Source organism: Persicirhabdus sediminis, from assembly GCF_016595495.1.
Classification (GTDB): domain Bacteria; phylum Verrucomicrobiota; class Verrucomicrobiia; order Verrucomicrobiales; family Akkermansiaceae; genus Persicirhabdus; species Persicirhabdus sediminis.
Genome location: NZ_JAENIM010000021.1, coordinates 252,890 through 277,565, shown reverse-complemented (window position 1 = coordinate 277,565; position 24,676 = coordinate 252,890). Strand labels below are relative to the sequence as shown.

Here is a 24,676-nt window from a genome sequence, read left to right as displayed (position 1 = left end):
TTTTGTTGATTCTGCAATGGTTCTGGAGATTTCATAATCACCAATATCGCACAGAATCAGTGGCTTGCATCTAAAAAATGCCGTGCATCTTTTCGTCTTTTCGTGATCTTTTCGATGCTGATCAAACTCTTTCAGGTTGATCGACCTGTATGGTGCTATTCCTTTGGCGCGACTTTCTAAGTAAGATTCTGGGTTGCTTCGGGCCATCTGCCGGCGTTTGCGTCGAAACTCATTATTGGCCAAGGATGCTAATAAGTTAGGCTCTGGTTGTAAAAGCAAAAAGCCCACCGATCGAGTTGAGTCAGTGGGCTTTTGAGATGTGAAATTTTCCAGCTGGAAGGTGAAATGATCCAGCTGGACGTTTGCTGGAAGTTAGATTATTTCCTCGAGAGGTATCTTACCGTTGCTAGCGACGATGGCGTAGCTGTCTGGGTGGTGAGGGCTTGGCTCGAGCTGGGTTTTACCACCAGCTGCTTCGAGTAAGAGCATGCCTGCGGCGATGTCCCATAGTGAGATGCGGGATTCGATGTATCCATCAAGACGACCGCAGGCGATGTAGGCCATGCCGAGAGCTGCGCTGCCCATCATGCGCATTTTGCGAGCTTTCTGTGAGGCGCGTCCAAATCTAGCAAGACCTGTTTTCAGTGCATCACCGTCTTTACCGCAGCCGATAAACAGAGCGGCTTCGCCAATGTCTTTACGGTCGCTAACAAAACATGGCTGGCCGTTATGAAGTGCTGGACCACCTTTTTCTACAGTCCAGATCTCATCAATGCTAGGGTCGTAGATCACACCGCAGAGAATGTCTTCGCCTTTGCGTAGGGCAATGGATACGCAGTAGTGAGGAATGCCGTAGAAGAAGTTCACGGTGCCATCGATAGGGTCAACGATCCATTGGTATTCACTGCCTGTATTGCCGCCGATTCCTTCTTCGCCGTATAGCGCGTGATCGGGGAATGCGTCCGTTAGAATGCGGAAGATTAGATCTTGGCTCTCTCTATCAAGAGCGAGTTTGATGTCGTGAGCGAGCGCTTCATCAACGTCGAGTGGTTTGCCAAAATGTTCCTTGAGAAAAGCACCTGCCTGGCGAGCTGCTTGCTCAGCTACTTCTAGGTATGTCATGACTATGATGTAGCCCAAATTGCCAGCTGCTGCCACGGAAAAATGGTTACGGTGATGTCGGCTGGCTGGATTACTGATACTAAGCGGGCTGCTGGCTGGATTCGTACTTGTGTATAATGGGGCAGATGTGCATGCTTCGCGGCGGTGAATACGGTAGCAGTCAAACCTGAGCGAGACGAGTTTTGTGAATTAGCAAAACAAGGGAACGTCGTGCCTGTGTACGCACAGTTAGCGGCAGATTTCGAAACGCCATTGTCTGCATTTGTCAAGATAAGCAAAGAGGGTGAAGCCTTTCTATTTGAAAGCGCGGAAAGCACTAATGCTTCGGGGCGCTACTCCATTTTGGGTAGCAATCCACGTGCGCTCTTTGTGGCTGATGGCAAGCAGATATCGGTACGCACGGGAGGCGAGTACAAGTTTTGGGAAGCCGAAACGGATGTGCTTGCTGAGTTGGAAAAATGGATGTCTCAGTACAAACCGGTCTCTCATGGACACGCGCCGCCATTTTATGGTGGAGCTGTTGGCTATCTAGCTTACGACGCCGTGCGCCAGTTTGAGCCGAGTATTCAGGCGCCGCCAAAAGACGAGTTAGGCCAACCTGACGCGGTCTTCATGCTCGCCGATACTATTTTAATTTTCGACCATCTATTGCGTCGTCTCATAGTGGTGGCCAATGCCTTCATTGATGAAGCGGAGAATGCAGAGGCTGCCTATGCCGATGCGAAAGACCGCATTGCCAAGATGATCGCCTTGCTAGATCAGCCAGTTCACTTCACTCCGTTAAATGGACTGGAAAAATATGATACGCCGGAGATCAAGAGCAATACCACGCAGGAAGAATACGAAGCGATGGTGCTCAAGGCCAAGGAGTACATCGTGGCAGGTGACGCCTTCCAAGTTGTGCCAAGCCAACGCTTCGAGACGGATTACGACGGCTCACCCGTTAGCCTTTACCGGGCATTGCGCCATGTAAATCCATCACCGTACATGTTCATTGTGCAGCTGGATGATTTCTCACTGGTGGGCAGTTCGCCAGAGGTGCACGTGCGCTCTATCGGAGGTCGTATCGATATTCGACCGATCGCTGGAACTCGCTGGAGAGGGAAAACTCAAGAAGAAGATGATGCGCTGGCTGCTGATTTGTTAGCTGATGAAAAAGAATGCGCTGAGCATTTGATGTTAGTAGATCTAGCTAGAAATGACGTCGGACGCATCTCCAAAGCAGGCTCGGTTGTTGTCGACGACTTCATGATCGTTGAGCGCTACAGCCACGTCATGCATATTGTTTCTAACGTCAGAGGCGAGCTGGATGAAAACCACAGTGCGTACGACGTGCTGCGCGCTACTTTCCCGGCTGGCACAGTATCTGGCGCACCAAAGATCCGCGCTATGCAGATCATCAACGAGCTAGAGAAAAGTAAACGCTGTAGCTATGCTGGCGCCGTAGGTTATTTCGGCTGGGACGGTGGTCACGACTCTTGCATCACCTTGCGGACATGTTTGATCAAAGACGGCAAAGCTTACGTACAAGCTGGCGCTGGGGTGGTTGCTGATAGTAACCCAACCTACGAATACGAAGAGACCTGCAATAAGGCCAAAGGAATCTTGCGTGCTATTGGACTGGCTAAAACCCTAAAAGACTAACTAGAGAGATGCTTTTAGTAATCGATAATTACGACTCATTTACCTACAATCTCGTGCAGTACTTTGGCGAGTTAGGTGCTGAGATGAAGGTCGTGCGCAATGACGCACTAACTGTGGACGATGTGAAGAAGTTAGCTCCTAGCCGGATCCTAGTTTCACCTGGGCCATGCACACCTAACGAGGCTGGTATCAGCTGTGATGTCATTCGCGAGTTAGGGCCAAGCATTCCCACACTAGGAGTCTGTTTAGGCCACCAGAGCATCGGCCAAGTTTTTGGCGGTGATGTGGTACGAGCAGACCAGCTGATGCATGGAAAAACTTCACCTGTTATCCACGAAGGAAAAGGCATATTCAAGGACATGCCGCAGCCATTCACGGCGACCCGCTACCACTCCTTAGTGGTGAAACCTGAAACTTTCCCAAGCTGTTTGGAAGTGACCGCCAAGACTGAAGACGGCGTGATCATGGGCCTGCAGCACCGTGAGTATCCCATTCATGGCTTGCAGTTTCACCCCGAGTCTATCCTCACTCAGGATGGCATCAAGTTGTTGAAAAACTTCTTGGAAATATAATCTTAAAGCGCGGCTCTCATAGGAAACTATGAGAGCCCATTTAGTATGAACCTAGCTGACATCCAAGGCAGTCTACCAGACTCCAAATTGCGAGCTGAAAACCAATGGTTATTTTCACCAAGACCTCTGCAGTTGAGCAAAGGGGAGAATAAGCGTCTTGAGAAGTTAGGATCTACGTTGGCGGCTTTTCAAAAAGCCAGCGAGTCAATCTATCAACGAAGCGCTAAAGGGCGACTTCCTAGCTGGATCTCTGAGCTGCTAGATGCTGGCAAACCCAGTTGGCTAGTGGAGGCTCAGCGTTCGGCTGAGCTGCGTGATGTATTACCGCGGGTGATTCGTCCAGATCTCATTCTTACCGAGGACGGTTTTTCTCTGACGGAGTTAGACAGTGTGCCTGGTGGTATGGGAATATTGCAGTGGCTGAACCAAACCTATGTGCAACACGGCTTTGACGTGCTTGGTGGCAAAGACGGAATGCTGGAAGGTTTTCGTAGCCTAATGCCTGATGGCGGGCGGATTCTTATTAGTGAAGAGTCGGTTGACTATCAGCCTGAGATGCAGTGGCTGAGTGATCAGTTAGGCGATCGATGGCCACTGGCTGCTGCGGAAAATGATGCCGCGGATGAGGGCGCTGCGTATCGATTTTTTGAATGGTTTGACTGGCAAAATATTCCAGCGGCTAAAGAGCTAGCTAAGAAAATTGACCTAACATCACCGTGTAAACCTCATTTAGAAGAGAAACTTTGGCTGGCCTTGTTATGGTCGCCGGGTATGCGCGGTATGTGGAGCAGTGAAATGCGCGGTAGTAATTTGCAGCGCATGCGTGAGTTAGTTCCGCACGGCTGGGTGGTTGATCCAGCGCCATTGCCACCACAAGCTGCCTTGCCCAAATTGCACGTACAGAGTTGGCAGGAAGTCTCGCAGTTCAGCCAGAAAGATCGCCGGTTAGTGTTGAAAATCTCAGGCTTCGACGAGCTAGCTTGGGGCTCGAGAGGAGTATTTATTGGCCACGACATGCCTGGGCATGAATGGGCAGATGTGGTATCTAACGCAGCGGAACAATTTTCCACTAGCCCGTGGATGATGCAGGAATTCCATAACGGTCGAGTGATTGATCATCCCTATTTTGATCCAAGCACAGGGGAAGAAAAAATCATGACTGGGCGGGCTCGCCTTTGTCCGTACTATTTTGTTGGGGAAGATGGTAAAACCCAGCTGGGTGGCTGTTTAGCGACGATTGTGCCTGCGGATAAAAAGAAAATCCACGGCATGAAAGATGGCATCCTCGTGCCCTGTGCGTGGTAGTACTAACGTGTGTTCTTTGTTTATTGTTGGTGGTTTGTCCTGATTCAATTCTCGCCAAGCGTATTATGTGTATTACACTTGCTGGTAGGTAATTTAGGATTAGACATGTTGAAGAAAAAGATTAAATCGTTATTGGGCGCTAGTTTAGCGTTAGGGGTGGCTGCTGCTGTACACGCTGAAGAAAGGCCAAATATTTTATTCATCCTATGTGATGACATGGGCTGTTATGACCCATCATTCCGCGGAGCTAACGATCTATTCGAGACACCTGCACTCGATAGCATCGCTGCTGAAGGTGTCTATTTTGATCAAGGATACGTTTCAGCTTCAGTTTGCGGACCATCTCGCAGTGGTTTGGTGACTGGAATCTATCAACAGAAATTTGGCATGGGGGAAAACCCTAACGAAGCTGGCTGGCCAGAGAATCCAAAGTTCCCAATGGCAGGCATTCCATTAGATGTGAAGATGATTTCTGAGTACCTTCAGCCAGCTGGCTATCATACTGGATACATCGGCAAGTGGCATCTTGGTATGAATGAAGCTTTGCGCCCAAATAGCCGTGGATATGATTATTGGTTTGGCTTTTTAAATGGAGCTCACAGCTTTATTAAATCCAACATGGAGTTTACTGGACCACCTCAGTTCTGGCCAACTTGGAAGAACGATGAGATCGTTCCTCACGACGGATATTATACCGACATGTTCACCGATGAAGGGGTGAAGTTTATCGAGCGCAATGCTAACAAAGAGGAACCATTTTTCCTCTTTATGAGCTACAATGCACCGCATGCGCCATGGCAGATGCCTGAGAATGTGAAGCATCAGGTCGAGCATATCGAAGACTCGAAAAAGCAAGTTTACGCGGGCATGGTAGTTTCTATGGATAATGGTATCCAGCGCCTGCTAGACTCACTGAAAGAGCAAAAAATTTATGATAATACGCTAGTGGTTTTCCTCAGTGATAATGGGGCACCTCGCGATAGTATGGCTACGAATGCTGATCTTAAAGGCTTCAAAGGCTCTGTTTATGAAGGTGGATTGCGCGTGCCGTTTTTGATGAGTTGGCCTAAGCAACTGAAAGGTGGTCAGCAATATGATCACCCTGTTAGTTCATTAGATCTCGTGCCAACAATTCTCGAGATCACAGGTACTGATGATCATGGCACCGAGTTCGATGGCATGAACATTATGCCATATATCACAGGTGAGAAAAATGAGGCACCTCGTCAGACTTTCTACTGGCGCCGTGATGATAACTACGCCATTCGTGAAGGTGATTGGAAACTAACATTTAATAACGGACGTGCTGGTCACCACGCTCCAATCCTCGAACTCTTCAACATTGCAGAGGATCCAACAGAGAGCAAAGACCTGTCGCAGAAGATGCCTGAAAAGGTTCAGATGCTGCAGACCAAGTTTGATAGCTGGGATAGCGTGCTGCCTGACAGTCAGTGCTGGGGAGCTCCTCACAACCGTAAAAAGCGCTAGTTTTCTAGCTTATTGATTTATAAAAAATGGCCTATCACTCACAGTGAGTGATAGGCCATTTTATTATATCCTGATGAACTTCCCCGAAATTCTAGCCAACAGGTCTCCTAATTGATATCAAGAAATCATAGAGACGATGACACAAGCACTTAGAAGACATAGTGAAGATTACTTCGCTTTTAGAATGAACTGGTAGGCGTATTCTTGCACTGGTAGGTGGTATGGCTCGAGTGCGATTTTGCCCCATGAATTGTTACCGCCGACACCCATTTGTTTGTAGTCGATGTTCATGTAAACCTCGTCTGATGGAGGCAGCTGATAGCCGTATTTCCAGCGGGAAATTTCAGCATGAGGATAACGTCTAGCAGAGAACTCAACTGGCTTTGCAGCTGAGGCGATGACCTCGATGCCGTGACCGGATCCATCGTGAAGCAATGCGCGGCGCACGCCGTGGATGTTACCGTATTCCTGAGGCTCTGAGTAGTCGACAAACATCTCGTCAACTGAGCGGGAATAGTTACCAATGATTTCGTAGTTGCGGTCCTGATAGGTCTCTAATGGACCGTGTCCGTACCAGTCGATTTGGCTGAGGTTTTTGGCTACAGGAGTTTGTAGGCCGAAGCGCAGCATGAGGCTTTCATCTTTGGCTGTTGGCTGCATTTTAGCGTTCACTACAACTTGGCCGTCGCCGTAGACGTCGAAGTTGAGCGAGTAGTTAGCTGCGACTGTGGAGAGCTTGGCTGAGCTGCTGATAGTGACGTGTGATGGTGAGTTTTGTTTCACCTCGACTTTAACGTCATTCAGTTGGTTAGCGGTTTTCCACTTGGTATCTTTGATGCGGGTATTTTTCCCTTTGGCGCCTTTGTCGTTATCGGTAAGGGCACGCCAGAAATCTGGCAACATTGGGCCGGCTAGCAGGTCTTTGCCTGATTTGCTGAAGCTAACGAGTGTGCCGAGTTTGTGGTCAAATTTCAGTTCAAAGTCGCTACCGCTAACAGTAGTGATGTCAGCGTTTTTATTGAGCTTGAGCTGGCCTTCAGTAAACTGCGGCGCCACTTCTTGATAGGCAACCTGGAAGTCGTCCCAAGCTATGAGGTGGCCAGCTGGAGACCAGCTAGTTTCCTTAGTTAGCGAGTAGCGGAACTGCACGCGGTATTCAGCTCCAGCCAGTTGCTTGAATGATTTAACTGGTAGGGTGATAGACGTTTCCTGCTGAGGTGCGAGCTGGAGGTTTTCTAGCTGCCCTTGGTCGATGACTTTACCATTCTCGGTAAGTGTCCACGCAGCTTGCACGCTGTCATCTAATGGGGCAAAGAAGTTGCGGTTACGGATAGTGAACTGCCATGATTTGGCATCACTGAGAGTGGTAGCAAATGGCTGTTGCACGTACTTGAATGTATTGCCGCCTGGGTGTGGTTGGCAAATGCTGTCTACCACACCATTCATGCAGAAATTGTCGTCATTGCGGCGACCGCGACGGTTTTCAAAATAGCCACCGTAGGCGAAGAAGTGACCGCCAGCTGGACGGCTGTGTACAACCTTAAATGGCTGGGTGAAGTCGAAGTCAAAGACGACTTCGTTAGGCTGCGTTGGTTTTGCTGGATCGACGGCACCTTGCACCACTTTGATAGATGCCATAGTTGGAGCTGAATCGGCGATTCTAGCTGGAACGAGGCCGGTTCCTACACCTGGGCCAAAAGCAAACATACCTTTTGAGCGCTGGCTGGATTTTGCTGACACGGCTTCTTTTTTGAAAAGTTTGCCATCAAGGTAGAAGCTAAGCTCACTGCTATTTTTCACAAACTGCAGTTGATGTTTTTTACCATCAAAGAATGCATCTGGTAGAGTGGCGGTGACTTTGGTAAGGACGCCGCTGAATACTTGATAGACGAGCTGATTGTCTTCGATGAACAGCGCGCCTGAGCCACTGTCTCTGGAGAACAGTGGGAAATAGGCCGCACTATCAGATGTTTTGGGTGGGCTGGTGAGTTGCATGTCTACTGACCAGCTATCTGATAGGCTCGCTTCGGTATCGCGGTTCAGGTAGAGGATGCCACGGAGGCCGCTCTTATTAGCTTGTGCGCCTTCCATGAGGTGGAGTCCGTTAGGGTATTTGTCTAGCTGGATCCAGCTGCGCTCGGGGGTATCTAGCTGAAGCCCTTGGTCCATCCAGTCCCATGCGTATCCGCCTTGGCAGACATTTTCTTCCCAGTGGATATCCCAGTATTCGCGCATGTTACCGGTGCTGTTACCCATGGCGTGGGCGTATTCACACTGGATGAGTGGTTTGGTATTTCCCTTCTTGCGCGCGTAGGCTGCTAGGTTCTCTGGGTCTTTGTAAAATGGGGTGGAGTAGTCAGTGAAATCATTAGATCCATGACGCTGATAGGCTACAGGACGATAGTCGTTTTGTTTGGTCCAGGTGTAGTTATCATTGTGGTTGCCGCCGCTGCCGGATTCATTGCCTAATGACCATGAGATCACTGAGGTGAAGTTTTTGTCGCGAATGACCATGCGCTGCATGCGGTGTTGGTGGCTGGCTGCAAACATCGGGTCAGTCGCAATTTTTTGGAAGCCGTGAGCTTCGACGTTAGCTTCATCTGCCACGTACAGTCCGTACTCGTCACACAGGGCGTAGAACACTGGATCGTTAGGATAATGAGCCGTTCTTACCGCGTTGAAGTTTAGCTGCTTCATGGTGACGATGTCTTTGATCATCTCCTCGCGGGTGATGTAGTGACCACCGATGGCTGAATGCTCGTGGCGGTTGACACCAGCGATGACGATTGGCTGGCCGTTGACGCGTAGTCGGTCGTCTTTGATTTCCACTGAGCGGAAGCCAAATCTCCATGGGATTACCTCGATGACTTTGCCTGAGCTGTCTTTGTGGGTGATGTAGAGATTGTATAAGTTAGGTAATTCAGCGCTCCATAGCTTTGGCTGGATTACTGGCTGGGAAATCTCTAATTGCTTGCCAGTAATTTTCTGGCTGTGGCTGAGGATAGATTTTCCATTGCTGTCTTCCAGCTGGATTTCCACGCTACCGGCGGTGGCATTTTCGAGTTCGATTTCTAGATTGAGCTGGGCGTTTTGGTATTGATTGTCTAGCTCGGTAACTAGTTTGAAGTCGCGGATATTTTGCTCAGGGTTGTGGCAAATGAGCGAAACATCACGGAATATGCCAGAGAGGCGATAGAAATCCTGATCTTCTAACCACGCTGCTGAACTGAAGCGAACGACTTCAACGGCCAGCTGGTTTTCGCCGCTTTTGAGGAATTTGGTGATATCAAATTCTGATGGTGTTCTGCTGCCTTCAGCATAGCCAACTTCTTGGCCATTGATCCACAGTTTGACTGAGGAATCGACGCCAGCGAAGTGGATGAGTACACGCTTTTTATCCCAATCAGCTGGCACAGTGAATGTGCGTTTGTAGCTGCCGACGGGGTTGAATGTTTGGTCAATGAATGGCGGTGTTGGATTGAACGGATAGAGGCTGTTGTTATAGATGGGTACGCCATAGCCTTGCATCTGCCAATTCGATGGAACTTTGATTTTGTCCCAGCTAGATGTTGAATAGTCAGTCTTATAAAAATCTAGCGGACGGCTAGCTGGATTGACACTCCAGTGGAAGTCCCAATCGCCGTTGAGGCTTTTATTCCACGGGCTGGTGTTGGTTGATTTAGCTGACTTTATGTCAGGGAAGGCAGTGAAATGCGCACGAGGTGCTAGGCGGTTGATTTCAACTATCTCTGGATTATTCCAAACTTCCGCCTCACTGAGGCTCTTAGGAGCAGATGTGTTAGTAATATCCTCGACGTCAGATCCGCCGTCACCGCTGCGCGCGGTCATGGCTGTACTGCTGTGAAATGTGGCGTTGACCCAGTTGACATGGTCTTTACCATTGCCGTCGCCGCCATCGCCAGTTCTAAGAACAATCACTCTAGCATCTTCTGGTAGCTTGATGTCGAAGTGATGGCTTCTTTTCGTTTTGATGAGCTTGGGCGAGTTTGCGTATTCGTCGAGGTAGGAGCTATCTCTACCACCCCAGATGCTGAGCTCAACAGAACCTTTCGGCGCAATGGCGTCATCTAAGCCTGCGGTGACGGTGAAGCGCTCGGCGCCTTTAGGCACCGGATAGATGATGTCGCTAGGCGAGTGAACGCCAATGCCGGTATCATAGCTTTTACCATCTATCGTTAGCTTGTTCCCCGAAATACTTTTGTTGGGGGTGACTTCGCCCCAGCCTGAGTTAATTTCAATAGCCTCTAGCTCAGTAAATGGTAGTTGCTCATCAGCTGCGTAGAGTGATGATCCGCAGAGGATTGATAGTGGGAGCGCCAGGGGGGAGAGCAGTGTGTTTCTCATGTGTTATAGGTGCTTAATTTGTAGTGTGTTGTTATCGATGAGGTTAAATTCATCGTTTTCCTGTTAAAAAATATTGTACATATAAAAATGAAATTGGCTATGTCCTAGTTCTATAATGTAGGCACCATATTTGCATGTGAGCAGAAATTACATACGGCTGGCGGCTGTGTGTCTGGCTCGTCGCGTTTCTCTGCGCGGATCTGTTGAGCTGTTTATCTATTGTGAATAACTTGTTAAGAGGCGCGAAGAGATTGTGATTCTCTGTTAGTTTGGCGAAAGATGAAATGCGGAAATTGTTGGTGATGCCCAGTGGGAGCGGCTTGAAATAGTTAACTTTTACGAGTTATTCAGAATGGTGTGCTTATAATTCACACCCATGATTAGTCACTTAATCCATTGATGTGAAATGATTTGCATGACTTGTTCAAAATGGGTTCTCATTCTATAAACAAGTTATTCACATTTCACGTAAATAATTATCATACCAATTATTTACGGCTTAGTTAACAACTTGAGTTGCGAAAACGGGTGTATAGAAAGTGATTGTGAATAACTTGTGAGTTATTCAAATAAACCTGATTTTTAGCTGGCTAGCAGAATTGCTAGTTGAAGTGTTTGCTTAATTTGGCGGGTGGTCTATCAAAGTGTGCTAGTGAAGCGATTGGAGAAAATAAAATTACGAGCGGTTAATATAATAGCGGGTTTTGTGTTACTTTGTGGCCCAATAAAGGCAGCTCCGCTGATGCTAGAGGGTGAGCAACAAGCTGAGGCTATCAGCCAGGCGGTTCACTATATCCGCGAGACCTATTATCAAAACAAGCTGGCGATGACGCCGCTGAGTCAGACGCAGGGTTTGGCAAATGTCGACACTGGCTGGAAGATCCAGCTGGCTCTGATCAAACAACTTGAACCAAGTATGGGGCCGCTAGCTGGCTGGAAGGTGGCCTATTCTAATAAAGAGGTGCAGGCGCAGTGGGGGATAGATGAACCTATAGCGGGAGCCTTTTTCAAATCACAGCTGATAGAGAGCGGCGTCACGCTAGATGAATCTGACTACAATAAGATGATGCTAGAGGCTGAGCTAGTATTCACACTGGCTGAGGATATAGATGAAAAAGTAGATTCGCTAGACCAATTGCGCGACAAGGTAGCGCTGGTGAGTCTTGGGATGGATCTGCCAAATAACAACTTCAGCTTCAATCCAACACCGGCAGATGTGGTCGCCGCGGCGGCGGGATCTAAGTATTATATAGTCGGGGCTGGACAAGATCCAAGTCTCTTTGATTTAGAAAATCTCAACATTAGCCTGCGCCGGGATGAGCAGTTAGTCTACGAGGGGATGGGGAAAAATACTTTGGGTGGTCCTTGGCATTCGCTGCAGTGGCTGGCTAACAAACTGGTAGATCTCGGCAAACCATTAAAAAAAGGCCAGCTGGTTTTTTGTGGCGCGGTGGCGATTCCCGTGCACACACAGATAGCTGGCCACTACCTTGCTGAGGCGGGCCCGTTGGGTGCGTTAGAAGTCACGGTAAAGCCAGCTGATAAATTACCAGCTGGCGAGTAGCTAGACTTTGCGAGCTAGTCTAGCTTGCGGTAGTTGATGTCTAACTGGTCGAGTCGCTCAAGGTGTGGCAGTAATCTAGCTGAGAACTGCTCGTAGTCTTTTTTATCCGCCTGCAGCCAGAGCGCCTCAGCTAGAGCACACGCCCGTGGATAGGCCATGTATTCGAGGTGCTCGTTTGTTGGGATGTACTCACGCCACAGCTGAGCTTGGCCACCGAGAATGTGTTTCTCTTTATCCGTGCCAGCGAGTTCTGGGAAAATAGGATCAAAGCTGTAAACGCGATCTAGAGTTAGATGTCCGCCAATTGCGAGTGGTTCTTTTCTCGCTGTTTGTTCGTCATTTTTCGCCTGATAGTGGTCGAAGTAGGTAAATTTCTGCGGCGCCACAATCACATCGTGACCGTCTTTGGCTGCATCTAATCCATGTTGACCGACGCCGCGCCATGTCATCACAGTAGCTGATTTACTCAGCTTTCCTTCGCGGATTTCTTCCCAGCCAACGAGCTTCTTGTTAGCTTGGAGGAGGTGTTTTTCGATGTCATTGATAAACCAGCTCTGCAGTTCGTGTTCATCTTTGAGGCCCTTAGTCTGAATGCGATCTTGGCATTTTGGGCATTGTTTCCACTTATCTTTTTTACATTCGTCGCCACCGATGTGGATGTAGGTAGAGGGGAAGAGCGCGCAGACTTCATCGAGGATGTTTTTAACAAACTGCAAGGTGTCGTCGTTGCCCGCGCAGAAGACATCTGAGGAAATTCCCCAGCGGGTCCAGACTTCGTAGGGGCCGCCTGTGCAGCCAAATTCTGGGTAGCCAGTTAGGGCGGCTACGGCGTGACCTGGCATTTCAATTTCCGGAATGACAGTGATGTGGAGATCCGCGGCATGAGCGATGACCTGTTTGATTTCTTCCTGAGTATAATAGCCGCCGTAGGGTTTGCCGTCGAATTTGTGAGGTTTGCTGCGCTGGTGGCCGATTAAGGTTTCTTTGCGCTGCGAGCTTATCTCGGTGAGCTTGGGGTATTGTTTGATTTCAATGCGCCATCCTTGGTCGTCAGTTAGGTGCCAGTGGAATTTGTTAAGTTTGTGCAGCGCCATGTAGTCGAGGAATTGTTTGACGTACTCGGCATCTGAAAAATGTCGGCTGACATCGAGGTGAAGCCCGCGCCATGAGAAGCGCGGAGAATCTTCAATGGTTACTGCTGGAATTTCCCAGATGATATTAGGCATGCTGTTAGCTGAAAAAATCTCAGTAGGTAGAAGCTGGCGCAAGGTTTGCACGCCGTAGAATAGGCCGGCGTTAGTTTTGGCGGTAATGACGATGCCCTGTTCATTGGCTGCAAATATGTATGCCTCGTCAGCTAGCTGGCTTTCGCTATCTAATATGAGCTGGATGTCACCATCAGCGGGCACGATTTCTAGCTGGAAACCAGTAGCTGGCTGAAGGTAGTTAGCGAGCTGCTTAGCTACCTTGTTAGCGCTATCGCTGCTGGCTGAAATTGTGCATGTAGCCTGCAATACAAATGGTTTTCCAGCGGCTGGCGTGGCTAATTTCTGAGGTCTGGGTATGATAGAGATCTCAGAGGCTGTGCTGGATGTGAGCATGGTTAGGGCGATAGTTAGGATGAGCGAGAGCAAGCGGTGCATGAAGTGTATTGATTGGTTGGTTCTGTTATTGTTACGCACGGCGAGCAAACTATATTACACCATGCGGAGTATTGTGCTCATCTAAATAGGATGATGGAGCCCATATTTTTGGCGCAAGGCCAGCTGCGTTTATCTTTGTAGATAGATGCGTTCGGCATTTTTATGCCACAGGGCGGTTTGTTCATGCTCGCTGAACTGGCCAAAGAAGCTGCGCGCGATGCCTAACCACGCTGGCAGGGTGGTGGTGATATTGCACACTGGCCAGTCGCTACCAAAGACGAGGCGGTCGAAGCCAAAGACATCAACGCAGGACTCTAACCATGGGCGCAGGAGTTCGAGATCGGGCACTTGATCACCGACTGTATTGACGACGATGCCGGAAATTTTCAGGTTCAAGTTAGGCAAGGTGGCGAGCTTTTGCATGCCTGATTTCCAGCTGGCAAAGGCATCATTTTGCAAAACTGGGTTGCCGCAGTGATCGAGGATGAAGGTGGTGTCTGGGCAGCTTTTTACCAGCTCGTAGGCGAGATCGTGCTGGCGCTGGAGCATGCAGATATCGAAGCTGAGCTGATGGTCTGCTAGGCTGGCGATATTTTTTCTGAAGTTTGCCGACTGTGATAGTTCGTCTGGCTCGACGTGCAGGATTCTGCGCATGCCAACAACTTTCTGGCTGACAATGCGCTCTAGCTGGGCGTCAAAGTCGTCGTATTCAGGTCGGCACGAGGCGATCACGCCGGTGAGGATATTGTCATCTTTTTCCGCCAGCTGGGTAAAAAATCCAGCTTCTTCGGCGATTTGTTCTGCCGCACCGGTAGCTTCCATAAATAGGCTGCGTGTGACGCCAAATTCAGCCGTTAAAGATTGGTATTTCTCTAGGGTGAATGAGCGGTCTTTGAGGGCGGGTTCATCTTGACACCACGGGTAGTTGAGTTCGCTTGGGTAAATCAAATGCTGGTGGGTGTCGAGAATAGGAATCATGTTCATGTTTTTGGCAAAATTACTTTCACATATCAACCGAATAAGCCAGCTGGCAGAAAAATCTGTGATTCATTTTGCGCAGTCAGTTGAGCATGAGTGAATCTGTGCTTATATTGAGCAGTAACCAAGAATGAAGCCATGCTCAAGGAAGTCCATTTACGTGACAAAGACCGCAATAAAATTGCGGCGCTGATGTCTGTAATTCCAGGCCTCGGTCACCTCTACAAACACCACTATGTCGAGGGAATCGGTTTCTTAACCGTAGGCAATGTGCTGATGGTTTTTGTCACCGCTTTGCTTTCCATCGCCACCTTCGGCGTAGCTATCGTTTTGGTTCCTACCATTTATGTGGCCGCCGTCGCCTACGCTGCTTATTCGATTCCAGATTGGCACGGCAAACATGAAATCCTGCATCCATGGCGGCAGCAAAATAAAGATCATCATTAAGTCATTTTTTCCGTGAGCTGTTCGCATTAACGGGGATAAGGAAGCGTCGGGTGTGGGGCTCGACGCTTTCGTCTGTTTGCAGCTTTCTTAAGTTGGGTTAATATTTTAGACTCAATCGAATCAGTCGAAATGTAAGCGCGAGCAATATTTTCAAAACTGTTGTTTTAAAGTTGCTTGCCTTTGAGCGTTTTTACGCTCAAATGCCCAATGCTATGATCGATGTTTGTATCAGTTTTCAAGTGCATCAACCTAGACGACTTAGGCATTATGATTTTTCAGAAATTGGCCAATCGCGTCACTACTTCGATGATGTGCAAAATTTAGAAATCCTCAATCGGGTGGCGGATAAAAGCTATTTGCCGGTGAATGAGATGTTTATGCGGCTGATCGACGAGCACGATCAATCATTCCGTTTTGGGCTATCTATCAGCGGCTCGCTGATTGATCAGCTGGAACGTTGGCGACCAGATGTGCTCGATTCATTCCGCCGGCTGGTAGACACCGGTTGCTGTGATATTTTGGCTGAAACCTATTACCATTCATTAGCGTCGCTATTTGACCGCGATGAATACCTGCGCCAGCTGCAGCTGCATGGAGAAAAAGTGCAGCAGGTATTTGGGGTGACTACCAAGGTAGCGCGCAACTCTGAGCTGATTTACAATGATGACATCGGCGCAGAAATGGCCCAGCTCGGCTACATTGGCATGCTGGCTGAAGGGGCTAACCGAGCGCTCGCTGGCCAGAGTCCAAACTTCCTCTATCATCCACCGGGAAATAAAGATTTTTCATTACTGCTGCGCAATCGATCGCTGTCGGACGACGTAGCCTACCGCTACTCAGATCGCGGCTGGAGCGAATACCCGCTGAGCGCGCACAAGTATCTATCATGGTTCTGCCAATCGTCTGGCGATCTAGCAAATTTGTTCATCGACTACGAATCTATCGGTGAGCGCCAATGGGTGGGTTCAGGAATTTTTGACTTCTGGAGTGAGTTCATCACTCAGGGGAGACGGCAAGATTTCCGCTTCAAAACGCCTACGCAGGTGATCTCTAACCATCGTCCACCGCGCCGCGAATATCATTGTCCTGAAATGACCAGTTTGGGTGATTCCGAACACGATCTATCAGCGTGGTTAGGCAATGAAATGCAGCGTGAGGCGGCGGAGAAAGTTTTCCAGCTGAAAGCAGCGGTGTTGGCGAGTGGTGATTTTGCACTCGCCTGTGACTGGGCCTATCTAACCAGCTCGGACCATCTATTCTATATGAGCACAAAAGGTGGCGCGGATGGCCAGCTGCATGATTATTTCAGCCCGTATGAATCACCGCAGCAAGCGCACAGCTACTTCATGAACGTGGTGCACGATATGGAAAAGCGGCTGGCGAGAGTTCATGTTTAAGACTAGCTAGCTGAGTAGATTTAGAAATAGTGATCGATCTATCGACATGCCGTTAGCGTGTTGTTGGCCATCATTGCTTGCCAGCTGGCAGCCCCTTGGTTAGGGATAGGCATGGCATTTCTCCAGCTGATTGATCTGAAAACGTATTTCCCCGTCCGAACCGGTGTGCTTGGGCGTGCCAGTGGTGATTGGGTGAAAGCGGTGGACGGCGTGAACCTCAGCATCGAAAAAGGAGAAATCCTTGGGCTGGTGGGAGAATCTGGCTGCGGCAAATCTAGCCTATCGCGCACGGTGATGCAGCTGGTGCCAGCTAGTTCTGGAGAGGTGTTGCTAGAAGGTGAGGATTTATGCCAGCTGGCGAAGTCTGAAGTGCGCCGACGCCGGCTAGATTTCCAGATGATCTTTCAAGATCCCTATGCATCGCTCAACCCGCGCATGACGGTTTATTCTACTCTAGCAGAGGCGATTCGTCAGCGCCATCCTAGCTGCCGAGGTGCTCAGCTAGAAACACGCATCACTGAGCTGATGAAGCGCTGCGGTCTCGACCCGCGCTTTATGAAAAAATACCCACATGAATTTTCCGGCGGTCAACGTCAGCGCATTGCTATTGCTCGAGCGCTCGCGCCTGAGCCGAAGTTAGTGATTGCCGATGAACCGGTGTCGGCCCTGGATGTTTCTATCCAATCGCAGATTCTTAACTTGTTGCTGAAGCTGCGCGACGAGCTTGGGTTGACGATGATTTTTATCACCCACGACCTCTCTGTGGTGCGCTATCTAGCGGATAATATCGCGGTGATGAATAAAGGGAAAATCGTTGAATACGGGGAAGCCGAAGCGATCTTCAACTCGCCCCAACAGCCTTATACCCAAAAGCTTCTCAGCGCGATTCCTCGGCTGAGCTGTGCGGATTCTGTGTAGCTGCTTTCTGGCCTACTTTCAGCAGGCGCAATTGTTTAGGTCGGCTGACCCAGGGCTGAAGCCCTAGGCTTTGTTCTTTTGCGCCTTCAGCGCGGTGAAGATTCGGTGTGATGGGAGAATGTTAGCCAGCTGGGATTTACCATTCATCTAGCTGGAATAGACCAGATCATCTGGCTGGGATTTACCGTTATATCTATTTACCTCTCACTATTCATCCGGCTGGGGTGGATCTTATTAGGTGAACCTTCGGCTCACGATGGCAAGGTGCGGACATCCCAGCGGGATGACTTCGTCATCGCGCTGGGCTGGCATTTAGACATGCCTTCGGCATGATGAGCTGGCATTTAGACATACCTTCGGCCTGCTGAGCTGGCATTTAGACATATCTTCGGCCTGCTGAGCTGGCGGTGCATGATTTCCTCTTGGGCAATTTCATCCAGCTGGAGGCTCCAGTTCATCTGGTTGGAGCCTATTGTTGCTCATATCGAATTCGATGAGCTGACTGAAATTTAACAGCCACCGACCATCTAGCTGGAATTTATTATTACCGTAAAATACCGTCGGCGGTTTAGCCCGGAGGGCTAGCAGATTTTAGCCGTGGGTCAGCGAGCCCAGCGAGTGCCACCCACGGGAGAGAGCCTCAATGAAAGGGTCTACCGAAGGTAGAATGGAAATGGTGTGAGATCTCAGCCAGCTGGAATTCACCATTCATCTAGCTGGAATATACCAGATAATCCAGCTGGAATATACCAGATCATCTAGCTGGAACATACCGTTCATCCAGCTGGAACATACCGTTCATCCAGCTGGGATTGACCATTCAATCGGGCCGGAGTTCAGCAGCTCACCGACCATCTAGCTGGAATTTATGATTACCGTAGATTACGGTCGGAGGTTTAGCCCGGAGGGCTAGCAGATTTTAGCCGTGGGTCAGCGAGCCCAGCGAGAGCCACCCACGGGAGAGGGCCTCAATGAAAGGGTCTACCGAAGGTAGAATGGAAATGGTGTGAGGTCTCAGCCAGCTGGAATTCAACATCCTGCCAGCTGGGATTTACCATCCATCTAGCTGGAATTCACCATCTATCTAGCTGGGATTTACCATTCATCCAGCTGGGATTGACCATTCAATCGGGCCGGAGTTCAGCCGCTTACCATCCATCTAGCTGGAATTCACCATTATCTATTCACTACTCACTCTTCTAAAGTCCGAGAAGGGCTTTGGCGGTGGAGAAATAGATGAGCATGCCGGAGATATCTACCAGGGCGGCGATGCAGGGAGAGGCGACGATGGCGGGGTCGAGCTTGATGGCTCTGGCGGCGATGGGCAGGAGGGCGCCGGCTGTGGTGGCGGTGGTCAGCTGGACGATGATGGCGATGGCGACAGCGAAACCGAGTTCGTGGTAGCCGATACCATTGAATTCTGATGGGCCAAACATTGGCAGCATTGGCAGAATGATGATGCAGAACGCGTACATGGTGAGACCGAGGGCGAGGCCCAGTAAGAGGCCAAGCATGGTTTCTTTGGCGAGCACGGCGCGTTTGGAGTTTTTGCCAATTTCACCTAATGAGATGGCGCGCACGACCATAGTGGCGGCTTGGCCACCGGTATTTCCGCCGGCGGCTACAACCATCGGCTGGAAGAGGAAGAGGATGGGCAGGGCCTGAAGGAGTGCTTCAAAGTTGGTAAGCACGTAGCCGGAGACGAGGGCGAGCATGGCGAGCGAGATGAGCCATGGGCTGCGGCGTTTGAACTGCAGCATGGTGGCGGTATTGAGGTAGCTTTCCTCGGATTGCTCACCGGAGATACCGGACATTTTTTCGATATCCTCAGTGGATTCTTCTTCGAGAATTTCCATCGCGTCATCGAAGGTGATCACGCCGAGCAGATGGTTCTGCTCGTTGACGACGGGCAGCAAGAGCATGTCGTATTTGCTCATCATCTGTGAGGCTTCTTCCTGGTCAGCGGTGGCGAGAACAGTGTGGGCTTCCTCTTCCATGATGTCGGTGATCATGGTGTCCCATTTGTTGAAGGCGAGGTCACGCAGGCGCACTTTTCCCATCAGGGTGCCTTGGTCGTTGACCACAAAAATGCGCGAGAGTGTCTTGGTATCTTCTTGGATACTGCGCAGCTCTTCGATGGCTTGTTTGACGTTCATGTCGATGTGAACGCGACCGATCTGGGTGGTCATGCGGCCACCGGCGGTCTCCTCGCCGTAGCGCATGAGTGAGCGGGTGACTTCTTCGTCGTCTGGCTCTAGCAGTGAGAGGTAGCGCTGGCGGGCTTCATCACTCACGTCCTGCAGCATGTCGGCGCGGTCATCATCTGATGTGCGGTCGAGAATGTCTGACTGCTCGGCGGTGGTGAAGCGCTCGAGGGTTTCCTCAATGAGGGTATCTGGCAGCTCGGGGATGACGTCCGAGAATGTCTTCGTTCCTAAGCTGGAGCTGAGAAATTCTCGTTCTTCCTCGTTGAGGTCCTCATAGAGTAAGGCGATGTCAGCTGGGTGCAGCTTTTCTGCGACTTCACTGAGGGCGTCGGCGTCTCTGGCTTCCAGCGCGAGCTGGAGGGCTTTGATCTCGAGGGCTTTGTTTTCGTCAGACATGGCAGGGAGGTGGATAAAATTTGCTGGGGGAGAAAAAAGGTGAGGTCAGCGGGAAGGGGAAGTATTTTACAATGATTGCAGGGTTTTGCGCAATACTAGCTCAGTTGCTGTTTGAGCCAGCTGGCGAAGCTGTCGTGGTCATTGTAGTTGTATTGGTAGCTACGGAATCCTAGCTGGTTGCCGGTGGCGATGTTTTCCGGCAAATCGTCGATGTAGATGGTGTGCTCTGGGGTCAGCTGGAAATGGTCGATGGCGTGGGTGTAAAATGGCTGGTGAGGTTTCATGCAGCCAATCTCGTGGGAATAAACGGCACCGTGGAAAAACTGGAAGATGGCGTATTCGCCCTCAAAGAATTCTTTGTGCAGTCCGTTGGTATTGGAAAATAGAATGAGCCGGTGGCCGTCGGCGTGGAGGGATTCAACGACGTTCCACATCTTGCTGATGGGGGTGAAGATGTGGTTCCACGCTAGCTGGAAATCATCGTGGCTGGCTGGGCTCTGCAGTTTTGCTAGCGCCCAGCGGGTAAATTCTTCGTTGGAGATTTGGCCGCTTTCGAGTTCGTCTTTTTTCTCTAAGAGCTGGTCGACGATGAGGTCTTTATTTTTGCACTCATCTGGAATGAGTGACTTGAGAGATGGGCCAAAGTCGACCTCAATGAGCACGTTGCCAATGTCGAAGAGAAAATCCATACGCGTTAGGTGTTGGTTCCGCCCCAGTGATAGCCAGCTGGCTGGAAAAGGAAAGGCTTTAGCTGGCTGCTGACTCTAATAAACTCCGCATAAACGACGCGCTAGCTGTTGGTTTTACGATTTTCTAGCTGAACGAGTGAGCTCAGCTGGCTAGACGCCGCGTTTGTCGCCCCACAGCTGGACGTGTAGGCGATCGCAGAACCTGAACCCTTGCGCGATGCAGAGATTGGCCACCCATAGGCGGCGTGCTTGCTGCTCGGCTGGTGTGCGCCCTTCTGGCATGAGCAGGATTTTTTCTTTAGGAATAGAGAATCGCTCGATCAGCTGTAGGATTTCCTCGAGGTCAGAGTCCTCAGCGATGACAAATTTGAACCAGCTCTTGGCTGAGCTAGCAAACCAGCGCATGGATTTTTCAGAAACCCGCAGCGACTCGGCATTGCCGGAGTTGGCTAGCTTTGGCGACACATTGTACTGGTTGATGTGGGCGTCTAGCTCGGCGCTAGGTACTTGGGTGCCATTGGTTTCTACTTCAAAGGTGTAGCTGGCGTCGGTGGCTTTGAGCGCCTCGATCATGGCCAGCCAGCCAGCTTGCTGGAGCAATGGTTCGCCGCCCGTCATGATGACGTGGGTGCAGGGAAATTGGCGTACCGCTTCAGCCACTTCGGTGGCTGGAAGTTCTAGAATGTACTCGGCTTTGTCGAACTTGCTGTAGCCGGGTTCGCCGTCTTTATCGTGTGGCCACGGGGTGCCTAGCCAGTTCCAAGTATAGTCGGTATCACACCATCGGCAGTGTAAGTTGCACAGCGATGAACGGACAAAAATGGCAGGTGCGCCGGTATTGACACCCTCGCCTTGCAGCGTGTGGAAAATTTCCGCTCCGTCGTTGAGTTTGGCGAGTTTCAGTGTCGGCATGCGGGGATTTTTAAACCCCAGCTGGAGAGGTGCAAGCTCTATGTGCGCCGACTTCCAGCTGAGGGAATCACTTTAATAAAGCCGATTATTTTTTCTGCTGCGGCTGTGGTCTGCGTTTTCTCACAGGCAGCGGATTGTTGGCCTCAACTTCTTCGTCAGGGATGACGCCGTAGTGGTCTTGCAGGCGCGCCAGTTCCTTTTTCATCTCGGCGATTTTGCCAGCGTATTCTGGATTATCAGCGAGGTTGTTGATTTCGTGTGGATCTTTTTCTAGGTCGTAGAATTCGATCTCGTTGATCTCGTAGAAGTTGATCAGCTTGTAGCGGCCAGTGGTGACACCGTAGTGGCGCTTCACCGCGTGCACACCTGGGTATTCGTAGTAGTGGTAGTAGAAGCTCTTGCGCCAATCTTCAGGATCTTCACCTTTGAGAACAGGCACAATGCTAGCTCCTTGCATATCATCTGGCTGCTCGGCGCCAGCGATGTCGAGGAAGGTTTGGGCCACGTCGAGGTTGGAGATGATGTGTTTGTCATTGGTGGTTCCTTCGGTCACGCCGGGCCACTTGACGATGAATGGCGTACGGATGGATTGCTCGTACATGAAGCGCTTGTCAAACCAGCCGTGTTCGCCGAGGTAGAACCCTTGGTCTGAGCTGTAGATGACGATGGTATTTTTATCCAAGCCAGTTTCCTCGAGGTAGTCGAGCACCACGCCAACGGAGTCGTCGATGGAGTCAATGCAGCGGATGTAATCTTTGATGTAGCGCTGGTATTTCCAGCGGACGAGATCTTTGCCGGTGAGATTTGCCTCGCGGAACTGACGGTTTTTCTCATCGTAGCCTTTTTCCCAAACTTCTTTCTGCTCAGGTGTCAGGTTGTTGCGGTAGGTCAGCTTGAGATCGATGTCATTCATCGTTTCCGCGATGCTCATTCTCTGCTCGCGGGCCGCGGAGCCACGGGTCGAGTAGTCGTCAAAAAGCGTTTCTGGCTCGGGGATGGTGACGTCGTCGTAGCGGTTGATGTATTTGAGCGGTGGCTGCCAGTTGCGGTGCGGCGCCTTGTGCTGCATCATCAACATGAATGGTTTGTCGGCATCGCGCTCGTTTTTCAGCCACTCCATAGTGAGGTCGGTAATGACGTCGGTGGTATAACCTTGATGGACGACTCGCTCACCATTTCTGATCATTGGTGGGTTGTAATAAGGCCCCTGGTCAATGAGTACTTCTGAGTGGTCGAACCCCTTGACTTCACATTGTAAGTGCCATTTGCCGATGATGGCGGTTTCATAGCCTGACTCCTGAAGGATTTTTGGAAATGTTTGCTGGTCGATGTCAAAGACCAGACCGTTGCGGTAGTAGCCATTGAGGTGGCTGTGTTTGCCGGTCTGAATGACGGCACGTGATGGGCCGCAAATCGAGTTGGTGACGTAGCATTTTTCAAATATAGTCCCTTCCTCGGCGATGCGGTCGATGTTGGGTGTCTGATTAATCACAGATCCATAGGCGCTGATGGCCTGATAGGCGTGGTCGTCAGAGAAAATAAAGATGATGTTGGGCCGCGATTCTTCGGCATGCAGCGTGGCGAGCGGAGCCGCAATCGCAGTGGCTAGGAATAGTTTCTTGAGCATTAAATCGGTGTACGTTGAGTTGAAATTCGGTCTTTCACTGATCTGTCGGACATTTATAATCGTTTCATTTGACTGATTGTAAAGTTATTGCGGCTGAAATCAGGACAAAAATGTGTGTAATTTTCACACACGAGAGTTTGAGTAAAACGCTGGACAGATGCCGACGGTGGAGTAAAAGGCGCTATGGCTCAGGAGCAGCAAGATATGAAGTTTTCGCCAATGGCAGGGTGCTGGATTTTGATTGTCGTCGCCTGTGTATTCATCGGCGTCATCGGCTTCAGCGCATGGATGTTTGGTCGGGTGCAATTTGCCATCACCTCATTTACCCAGCCCGAGCCAGTTGAGCTAGTGGTAGAATCACTTGATGGTAAGCAGGCTGAGCTGACTGCATTGACCAGCCAGCTGAATGATTTCAAATCCAAGATCGAAGCCAAGCAAGCCAGCCAGCTGGAAATTTCAGCCGCGCAGATGAACATAGCCATTGCCAGCTACCCGTTGCTCGAGGGCAACCGCGGCATGCTGCAGGTCGAAAAAATTGCCGATGGATTTATTCAAGCGCGAGTTTCTTACCCGATGAAAAGTGCCGACAGCTTCAGCGAAATGCTCGGCCAGAGCCTGCGTGGTGAAGAGGGAAACCTGCGCTACCTCAATGGCACTTTGTTCATCGTGCCCGAGCTGATGGACGGTGGACCATTTCCTCGTGTGGATAAAATTGCATCTGATACCGAGACTGAGGTGACGAACCAGTTCCGCGAGATGATCGCGCAAACATTGCTCTACGGGTGGAATGAAAACCCACAGCTGCAGCCAGTATTTGACAATGTCACCGAGGTGAAAATCGCCGACGATAAACTGGTGCTCAGCTACCAGCCAGACGCTCCACGCCAGCTGGCTGTGGATAATAGCGAAAACGGTGTGATGGGCGTGATTGTCAAAGTGGTTGGTATCATCTGTGTCCTATTTCTCGCCTTTGCTGCCTTTGTGATTGTGCTCATGCGCCGTCACCGCAAGCGCCTCGCTGCCAGCCAAGAGTAAATAGGTGCGGGCTGCGCCCTGCATGTACGGCCTGCGGCCTAAGGTTCGGGCTGCGCCCTGAAGGTACGGCCTCCGGCCTAAGGTTGAAGGTACGGCCTCCGGCCTAAGGTTGAAGGTACGGCCTCCGGCCTAAGGTTTGGGCTGCGCCCTGAAGGTATGGCCTCTGGCCTAAGGTTCGGGCTGCGCCCTGAAGGTATGGCCTTCGGCCTAAGGAGCGGGCTGCACCCTGAAGGTGGGCTCGCCAGCTAGCTGGGAGCCCAGCGGAAAAACCCAGAATGATTTGGCCAAATTCTGTGGCGATCATTGATTTTATATGGGTCCGTGGGTTTGCTGGTTAAAAAATGCCGTGCATTTTTTTTTTTTTTTT

At 50.3% G+C, this 24,676-nt stretch carries 18 protein-coding genes; 9 read left to right on the top strand and 9 right to left on the bottom strand.

The window, feature by feature from the left end; all coding sequences use genetic code 11:
• Positions 1-279, bottom strand: a 279-nt coding sequence (locus JIN82_RS17120) for a hypothetical protein (RefSeq protein ID WP_234041768.1), incomplete at its 3' end; no start/stop codon positions are given.
• 93 nt (positions 280-372) lie between these two features.
• Positions 373-1,122: an inositol monophosphatase family protein gene (locus JIN82_RS04690; protein ID WP_200310483.1), complete on the bottom strand. Its 750-nt coding sequence runs from the start codon at positions 1,120-1,122 to the stop codon at positions 373-375.
• Positions 1,123-1,266: 144 nt separating this feature from the next.
• On the opposite strand from JIN82_RS04690, the gene trpE reads away from it, so the two are divergent.
• The 4 genes from trpE to JIN82_RS04670 all read left to right on the top strand — a co-directional run bounded on the left by trpE (position 1,267) and on the right by JIN82_RS04670 (position 6,131).
• On the top strand, positions 1,267-2,766 hold the full coding sequence (trpE, locus tag JIN82_RS04685) for an anthranilate synthase component I (RefSeq protein WP_200310482.1): 1,500 nt from the start codon (positions 1,267-1,269) through the stop codon (positions 2,764-2,766).
• Between the two features lie 8 nt (positions 2,767-2,774).
• On the top strand, positions 2,775-3,338 hold the full coding sequence (locus tag JIN82_RS04680; protein ID WP_200310481.1) for an anthranilate synthase component II: 564 nt from the start codon (positions 2,775-2,777) through the stop codon (positions 3,336-3,338).
• 45 nt (positions 3,339-3,383) lie between these two features.
• On the top strand, positions 3,384-4,643 hold the full coding sequence (locus tag JIN82_RS04675; RefSeq protein ID WP_200310480.1) for a hypothetical protein: 1,260 nt from the start codon (positions 3,384-3,386) through the stop codon (positions 4,641-4,643).
• 105 nt (positions 4,644-4,748) lie between these two features.
• The gene (locus tag JIN82_RS04670) at positions 4,749-6,131 is read left to right on the top strand and encodes a sulfatase family protein (RefSeq protein ID WP_200310479.1); all 1,383 of its coding nucleotides are present in this window, start codon (positions 4,749-4,751) and stop codon (positions 6,129-6,131) included.
• Between the two features lie 168 nt (positions 6,132-6,299).
• Here the strand turns inward: JIN82_RS04670 and JIN82_RS04665 are convergent, their stop codons facing one another.
• Positions 6,300-10,496 carry a glycoside hydrolase family 2 TIM barrel-domain containing protein gene (locus JIN82_RS04665; protein WP_200310478.1) on the bottom strand — a complete coding sequence of 1,399 codons (4,197 nt, stop codon included), beginning with the start codon at positions 10,494-10,496 and terminating at the stop codon, positions 6,300-6,302.
• Positions 10,497-11,238: 742 nt separating this feature from the next.
• Between JIN82_RS04665 and JIN82_RS04660 the strand changes: the two genes are divergently transcribed.
• The gene (locus JIN82_RS04660; protein WP_200310477.1) at positions 11,239-12,060 is read left to right on the top strand and encodes a 2-keto-4-pentenoate hydratase; all 822 of its coding nucleotides are present in this window, start codon (positions 11,239-11,241) and stop codon (positions 12,058-12,060) included.
• 14 nt (positions 12,061-12,074) lie between these two features.
• Here JIN82_RS04660 and JIN82_RS04655 read toward each other — a convergent pair whose 3' ends face one another.
• Positions 12,075-13,703, bottom strand: coding sequence for a beta-N-acetylhexosaminidase (locus JIN82_RS04655; RefSeq protein WP_200310476.1), 1,629 nt, complete (start codon positions 13,701-13,703; stop codon positions 12,075-12,077).
• A 129-nt stretch (positions 13,704-13,832) separates the two neighbouring features.
• A complete protein-coding gene (locus tag JIN82_RS04650; protein WP_200310475.1) occupies positions 13,833-14,687 on the bottom strand; it encodes an amidohydrolase family protein in 855 nt (284 codons plus the stop codon).
• Between the two features lie 132 nt (positions 14,688-14,819).
• On the opposite strand from JIN82_RS04650, the gene JIN82_RS04645 reads away from it, so the two are divergent.
• The 3 genes from JIN82_RS04645 to JIN82_RS04635 all read left to right on the top strand — a co-directional run bounded on the left by JIN82_RS04645 (position 14,820) and on the right by JIN82_RS04635 (position 17,443).
• Positions 14,820-15,128 (top strand): hypothetical protein, encoded by a 309-nt coding sequence (locus tag JIN82_RS04645; protein WP_200310474.1) that lies wholly within the window; start codon positions 14,820-14,822, stop codon positions 15,126-15,128.
• Positions 15,129-15,367: 239 nt separating this feature from the next.
• Entirely contained in the window at positions 15,368-16,525 is a 1,158-nt protein-coding gene (locus tag JIN82_RS04640) for a glycoside hydrolase family 57 protein (RefSeq protein WP_200310473.1), read from the top strand.
• 111 nt (positions 16,526-16,636) lie between these two features.
• Positions 16,637-17,443, top strand: a complete 807-nt coding sequence (locus tag JIN82_RS04635) for an ATP-binding cassette domain-containing protein (protein WP_200310490.1) — start codon at positions 16,637-16,639, stop codon at positions 17,441-17,443.
• A 1,199-nt stretch (positions 17,444-18,642) separates the two neighbouring features.
• On the opposite strand, the gene mgtE is transcribed toward JIN82_RS04635, so the two are convergent.
• From mgtE to JIN82_RS04615, 4 genes are all read right to left on the bottom strand, one after another.
• Positions 18,643-20,046 carry a magnesium transporter gene (mgtE, locus tag JIN82_RS04630; RefSeq protein WP_200310472.1) on the bottom strand — a complete coding sequence of 468 codons (1,404 nt, stop codon included), beginning with the start codon at positions 20,044-20,046 and terminating at the stop codon, positions 18,643-18,645.
• 95 nt (positions 20,047-20,141) lie between these two features.
• The gene (locus tag JIN82_RS04625; protein ID WP_200310471.1) at positions 20,142-20,735 is read right to left on the bottom strand and encodes an HAD family hydrolase; all 594 of its coding nucleotides are present in this window, start codon (positions 20,733-20,735) and stop codon (positions 20,142-20,144) included.
• A 150-nt stretch (positions 20,736-20,885) separates the two neighbouring features.
• Positions 20,886-21,647 (bottom strand): 7-carboxy-7-deazaguanine synthase QueE, encoded by a 762-nt coding sequence (locus tag JIN82_RS04620; protein WP_200310470.1) that lies wholly within the window; start codon positions 21,645-21,647, stop codon positions 20,886-20,888.
• 85 nt (positions 21,648-21,732) lie between these two features.
• On the bottom strand, positions 21,733-23,274 hold the full coding sequence (locus JIN82_RS04615) for a sulfatase family protein (RefSeq protein WP_200310469.1): 1,542 nt from the start codon (positions 23,272-23,274) through the stop codon (positions 21,733-21,735).
• 204 nt (positions 23,275-23,478) lie between these two features.
• Between JIN82_RS04615 and JIN82_RS04610 the strand changes: the two genes are divergently transcribed.
• Entirely contained in the window at positions 23,479-24,309 is an 831-nt protein-coding gene (locus JIN82_RS04610; RefSeq protein ID WP_200310468.1) for a hypothetical protein, read from the top strand.
• Positions 24,310-24,676: the final 367 nt, after the last annotated feature.

What these genes read in the sequence shown, in the direction of transcription:
- JIN82_RS04645 (WP_200310474.1), top strand. Translation starts at nt 14,820, where the DNA reads ATGCTCAAGGAAGTCCATTTACGTGACAAAGACCGCAATAAAATTGCG.
- JIN82_RS04655 (WP_200310476.1), bottom strand. Translation starts at nt 13,703, where the DNA reads ATGCACCGCTTGCTCTCGCTCATCCTAACTATCGCCCTAACCATGCTC.
- JIN82_RS04650 (WP_200310475.1), bottom strand. Translation starts at nt 14,687, where the DNA reads ATGAACATGATTCCTATTCTCGACACCCACCAGCATTTGATTTACCCA.
- JIN82_RS04660 (WP_200310477.1), top strand. Translation starts at nt 11,239, where the DNA reads ATGCTAGAGGGTGAGCAACAAGCTGAGGCTATCAGCCAGGCGGTTCAC.
- JIN82_RS04610 (WP_200310468.1), top strand. Translation starts at nt 23,479, where the DNA reads ATGAAGTTTTCGCCAATGGCAGGGTGCTGGATTTTGATTGTCGTCGCC.
- JIN82_RS04690 (WP_200310483.1), bottom strand. Translation starts at nt 1,122, where the DNA reads ATGACATACCTAGAAGTAGCTGAGCAAGCAGCTCGCCAGGCAGGTGCT.
- JIN82_RS04620 (WP_200310470.1), bottom strand. Translation starts at nt 21,647, where the DNA reads ATGCCGACACTGAAACTCGCCAAACTCAACGACGGAGCGGAAATTTTC.
- JIN82_RS04670 (WP_200310479.1), top strand. Translation starts at nt 4,749, where the DNA reads ATGTTGAAGAAAAAGATTAAATCGTTATTGGGCGCTAGTTTAGCGTTA.
- JIN82_RS04615 (WP_200310469.1), bottom strand. Translation starts at nt 23,274, where the DNA reads ATGCTCAAGAAACTATTCCTAGCCACTGCGATTGCGGCTCCGCTCGCC.
- JIN82_RS04675 (WP_200310480.1), top strand. Translation starts at nt 3,384, where the DNA reads ATGAACCTAGCTGACATCCAAGGCAGTCTACCAGACTCCAAATTGCGA.
- JIN82_RS04625 (WP_200310471.1), bottom strand. Translation starts at nt 20,735, where the DNA reads ATGGATTTTCTCTTCGACATTGGCAACGTGCTCATTGAGGTCGACTTT.
- JIN82_RS04665 (WP_200310478.1), bottom strand. Translation starts at nt 10,496, where the DNA reads ATGAGAAACACACTGCTCTCCCCCCTGGCGCTCCCACTATCAATCCTC.
- JIN82_RS04680 (WP_200310481.1), top strand. Translation starts at nt 2,775, where the DNA reads ATGCTTTTAGTAATCGATAATTACGACTCATTTACCTACAATCTCGTG.
- mgtE (WP_200310472.1), bottom strand. Translation starts at nt 20,046, where the DNA reads ATGTCTGACGAAAACAAAGCCCTCGAGATCAAAGCCCTCCAGCTCGCG.
- JIN82_RS04635 (WP_200310490.1), top strand. Translation starts at nt 16,637, where the DNA reads ATGGCATTTCTCCAGCTGATTGATCTGAAAACGTATTTCCCCGTCCGA.